Annotated in this window: 3 protein-coding genes and 1 pseudogene; all 4 read left to right on the top strand. The window is 55.4% G+C overall.

Annotation, left to right across the window (positions count from 1 at the left end; translation table 11 throughout):
- Window positions 1–311, top strand: a 311-nt coding sequence (locus tag NH395_RS18220) for a MerR family DNA-binding protein (protein ID WP_253026911.1), incomplete at its 5' end; no start/stop codon positions are given.
- A gap of 80 nt (window positions 312–391) precedes the next feature.
- Window positions 392–2,866: a heavy metal translocating P-type ATPase gene (locus NH395_RS18215; RefSeq protein ID WP_085917815.1), complete on the top strand. Its 2,475-nt coding sequence runs from the start codon at window positions 392–394 to the stop codon at window positions 2,864–2,866.
- Window positions 2,867–3,091: 225 nt separating this feature from the next.
- On the top strand, window positions 3,092–3,922 hold the full coding sequence (dsbG, locus tag NH395_RS18210) for a thiol:disulfide interchange protein DsbG (protein WP_253026909.1): 831 nt from the start codon (window positions 3,092–3,094) through the stop codon (window positions 3,920–3,922).
- A gap of 61 nt (window positions 3,923–3,983) precedes the next feature.
- Window positions 3,984–4,182 (top strand): annotated as a pseudogene (locus NH395_RS18205) (TVP38/TMEM64 family protein); the annotation flags it as partial.

The following is a 4,182-nucleotide window of genomic DNA, read 5'->3' as shown; positions in this document are numbered from 1 at the left end:
GGAGGACCGGTGCCAACTATCGGCGTTACCCATTGGAAGCCGTGGATCGGTTGCAGTTTATCGTTCATGCCAAGCAGTGGGGCTTCACGCTACAAGAGATTCGGGAGCTGTTAATGCTTCAGGATGCAAATGGCGACCGGGCACAAGCTAAACGCATCGCCGGCGAGAAGCTGCACAAGGTTCGCGAGCAGATCAAACACCTCACGCGGATTGAAGCCGTATTATCGAAAACATTGAGTGAGTGTGCAGGCGAAGGGCCTATGCAGGAAGGCTGCCCGATTGTTGAAGCTATCGCTGAGCAGACTGAATGATTGGGCATTTTCTCGACAGCGAATACGGGAATCAAGTTTGCCTATCGGGTCGTCGATAAATTAACAGGGAGATCGTCATTATGACGCAATACGTCGACATCGAGATTCGTGGTATGTCCTGTGCTTCCTGTGTTGGGCGTGTGGAGCGTGCACTCAGCCAGCAGCCAGGCGTGATCAACGCTCAAGTAAACCTCGCCACACAGAAGGCGGCTATCCAGGTCGAAGCAGGTACCGCAACCACTAACCTACTCAATGCCATTGAAACGGCAGGCTATCAACCGGTGGTAGAAAGCCTCGACATACCCGTCACCGGCATGAGTTGCGGATCTTGTGTCTCTCGGATAGAGCGAACGCTAACGAAGTTGCCCGGCATAGTGGAGGTGAGTGTTAACCTCGCCACCCAGAAAGCCTTCGTTCGTTTCCTGCCGGGAGCCGTTTCGTTACCGCGTATTCAGCATGCCATCCGCGAGGCAGGCTATGAACCACAGGATACCGATACGCCGCCACCGACGGACAGCGAGGACGGGGAGAGAGCTGAGCTTCGCCGCCGAGTCGTGCTCGCGGCAATATTCACGATTCCGGTGGTCATCATCGCCATGGGGAAAGTGATTCCCGCTTTTGACACGCTTTTAACAAGTCTAATGCCGCATCGCGGCTGGATGGGCGTTGAGTGGTTGTTGACCACACCGGTGCAGTTCTATGCCGGGGCACGCTTCTATCGTACTGGCTTCGCCGAACTCCGGCATTTTAATCCAGGCATGAACAGCCTCGTTATGATCGGCTCGAGCGCTGCCTACTTCTATTCGGTCGCCGCCCTGCTGGTGCCCGCGCTCTTCCCCGTCGGAACCGCCGTGAGCTATTTCGAAGCGGCAGCGGTCATCGTGACGCTAATTCTGCTCGGTCGCTATTTTGAACACATTGCCAAAGGTCGTACTTCCGAGGCGATCAAGAAGCTTCTGCAATTACAGGCGAAAACTGCCCGCGTCATCCGCGAGGATGAAACCGTCGAGCTGCCTATCGACGCCGTCGTCACGGACGATCGTATTTTGGTTCGCCCAGGGGAGCGTGTTCCAGTCGATGGCATCGTTGAGGAGGGTCACTCCTATATTGATGAGTCGATGATCAGCGGTGAGCCAGTGCCGGTCGTCAAACAGCAGGATTCCGAAGTCGTCGGTGGCACTATCAACAAGAACGGTGCACTTACCTTTCGGGCCACGCGAGTTGGTGCCGACACCGTTTTGTCGCAGATCGTCAAGATGGTGGAAACGGCCCAAGCGGAGAAGCCCCCCATCCAGCAATTAGCCGACAAGGTTGCTGGTGTGTTTGTTCCTGTGGTCATCGTTATCGCCGCGATTACCTTTGTACTCTGGTTCGCTTTCGGACCGGCGCCGTCCTTGTCCTTTGCCTTCGTCACTACCGTTAGCGTACTGCTAATTGCCTGCCCCTGTGCGATGGGCCTGGCCACCCCAACGGCCATCATGGTCAGTACCGGGAAAGGGGCCGAGATGGGAGTGCTATTTCGTAAAGGGGCGGCGCTTGAGACGCTGGCCAAGATGAATACGGTGGTACTGGACAAGACCGGCACTTTGACCCAAGGGCGCCCCGAACTGACCGACTTCGAAGCTATTAACGGTCATGAAAACGGCGTACTGCGACTGGTCGCGGCGGTGGAAGCTCAAAGCGAGCACCCCATCGCCGAGGCTATTGTACAGGGCGCCAAGGCCCGTGGGCTGGAATTACCCCCGGTCAGTCGCTTTAGTGCCGAGCCTGGCTACGGCATTGAAGCCGAGGTCGAGGGCCACTTGGTGCAAGTAGGAGCTGATCGTTACATGCGTCGGCTGGAAATCAACCTCGGCCAAGCAGAAACACGCGCCAAGGTGTTGGCCGAGAACGCCAAGAGCCCACTCTATGCCGCGGTAGACGGTCAGCTTGCTGCAGTCATCGCAGTGGCGGATCCCCTTAAAGAAGGCTCTGCCGAGGCTATCGCAGCACTCAAAGCCCAAGGGCTGGACGTGGCCATGCTCACCGGCGATAACCGTGCCACTGCCGATGCTATCGCACGGCAGGTTGGCATCCAGCAGGTTCTCGCCGAGGTGCTGCCCGACCAGAAAGCGGCAGAGATCCGGCGTCTCCAGGCGGAGGGCAAGCGTGTCGCTTTTGTGGGAGATGGAATCAATGATGCCCCCGCGTTAGCGCAGGCCGACGTAGGCATTGCGATCGGCACTGGTACCGATATCGCCATCGAGTCCGGCGATGTGGTGCTGATGAGTGGCGATTTGCGAGGCATCGTCAATGCCACGGCACTCTCCAAGCGTACCCACCGGACCATTATCGGCAATTTCGTTTGGGCCTATGGCTACAACGTAGCGCTAATCCCCGTGGCTGCGGGCCTGCTCTATCCGTTCATCGGCATATTGCTCAGCCCCATGCTGGCGGCGGCGGCCATGAGCGTTTCCAGTGTTTTTGTGCTGACTAACTCGTTGCGGCTACGCCGTTTCACGTCGGATACCGGCAATGCCATACCACGTCCAAACGATGCTGTTCAGCGGGCCTAAACCAAACACCGTTATGTTAACGAGGAATTCAAAATGATGGGAAGTGAAAGCTGCATGTGGGGTATGGCGGGAATGGGCCTAATAGCGATCTTGTTGATTATTGCGCTGGGGCTTGGTGTTGCTGCGCTTATCAAGTATCTGTTTTTTTAATAAGAAGTGATGAAGCTGGCAACCGAATACAATCGTCCCCCTTGGGTAGATCAGAAACTAATAAAGAGAGCATCCATGAGATATATCCTACCTATCACTTATTGCCTAGCTGCTGCAGGTCTGTTAGGTCTTATAACGTTGCCTGCGTTGGCGCAGGAAGCAAGTACTGATACCAATGAGAGTCATCAGGTCAGCAGTGCCACGAATACTGAGTCTCCCTTGCCCAAGTCGATTACCGCATTGGTGGATCAAGGGTTCACCTTCCATGGCAGCTTCGAAGCGCCTGACGGTCTCCAAGGCTATGCCTTGTCTTATAATAATGAGCCTATGGCAGCTTATATCTCCTCCTCTTCCGACTACGCCGTCATTGGTACGTTAATCGACCCGCAGGGCAATGCCGTTATGGAAAGCCAGCTTCAGGCCCTGGTGCTGGACCCCATGCTGGAAGCTACCTGGAGTGCGTTTGAAAACACTCGTTTTATCTCGGAGGGGAATGATGATGCATCGCATATTGTGTACACACTAACAGACCCCAACTGCCCCTACTGCAACGCACTCTGGAAAAATTCGCGCCCGCTCATTGAGCAAGGCGTGTTACAGCTTCGCCACGTGCTGGTCGGCGTGCTATCAGAGGACAGTCTTCGCAAAGCTGCTGCAATCCTTGAATCCGACAATCCGGCCAACGCTCTCGAAACTCATGAACTGGAATTTCGCAATGGCGGCATAAGGCCGGTGGAGCCGTCGGTAGAGAGTCAAGCGCTTCTTAGAAATCACGCCCAGATCATGCGTGAGGCCGGTGCTACGGGAACACCGACCAGCTACTACCGTGATGAAGCCGGGAAAGTGCAGCGTATCAATGGTGCAGTGTCGACCGACCAGTTTCGCGAAATATTGGGCGTTGAATGATACACCATAACAGTACAGGGCTGAGATGCGAGTCTTCCCAATCACAACCACTGAGATGCACATGGCAACCAAGCTTAGCGTAAAGCAAACGCTCTTTTTGGGACTCACTCTATTGATCGGCTTGGCGGCCCTTTATTGGATTCTGATGGAGACCGGCGCCTTGTCGGTCTTGACCGACAAGCAAGCCTTGCGTGAGTGGGTTGATAGGCTAGGCGTCTGGGGGCCATTGGCCATCATCTTTATGATGATGACGGCCATTG

The organism is Halomonas sp. Mc5H-6 (genome assembly GCF_024124705.1).
GTDB lineage: Bacteria > Pseudomonadota > Gammaproteobacteria > Pseudomonadales > Halomonadaceae > Vreelandella > Vreelandella subterranea.
This window is presented reverse-complemented; position numbering and strand designations above follow the sequence as displayed.

Excerpts from the sequence above, each read along its gene's own strand:
- dsbG (WP_253026909.1), top strand. The coding sequence starts at position 3,092 with ATGAGATATATCCTACCTATCACTTATTGCCTAGCTGCTGCAGGTCTG.
- NH395_RS18215 (WP_085917815.1), top strand. The coding sequence starts at position 392 with ATGACGCAATACGTCGACATCGAGATTCGTGGTATGTCCTGTGCTTCC.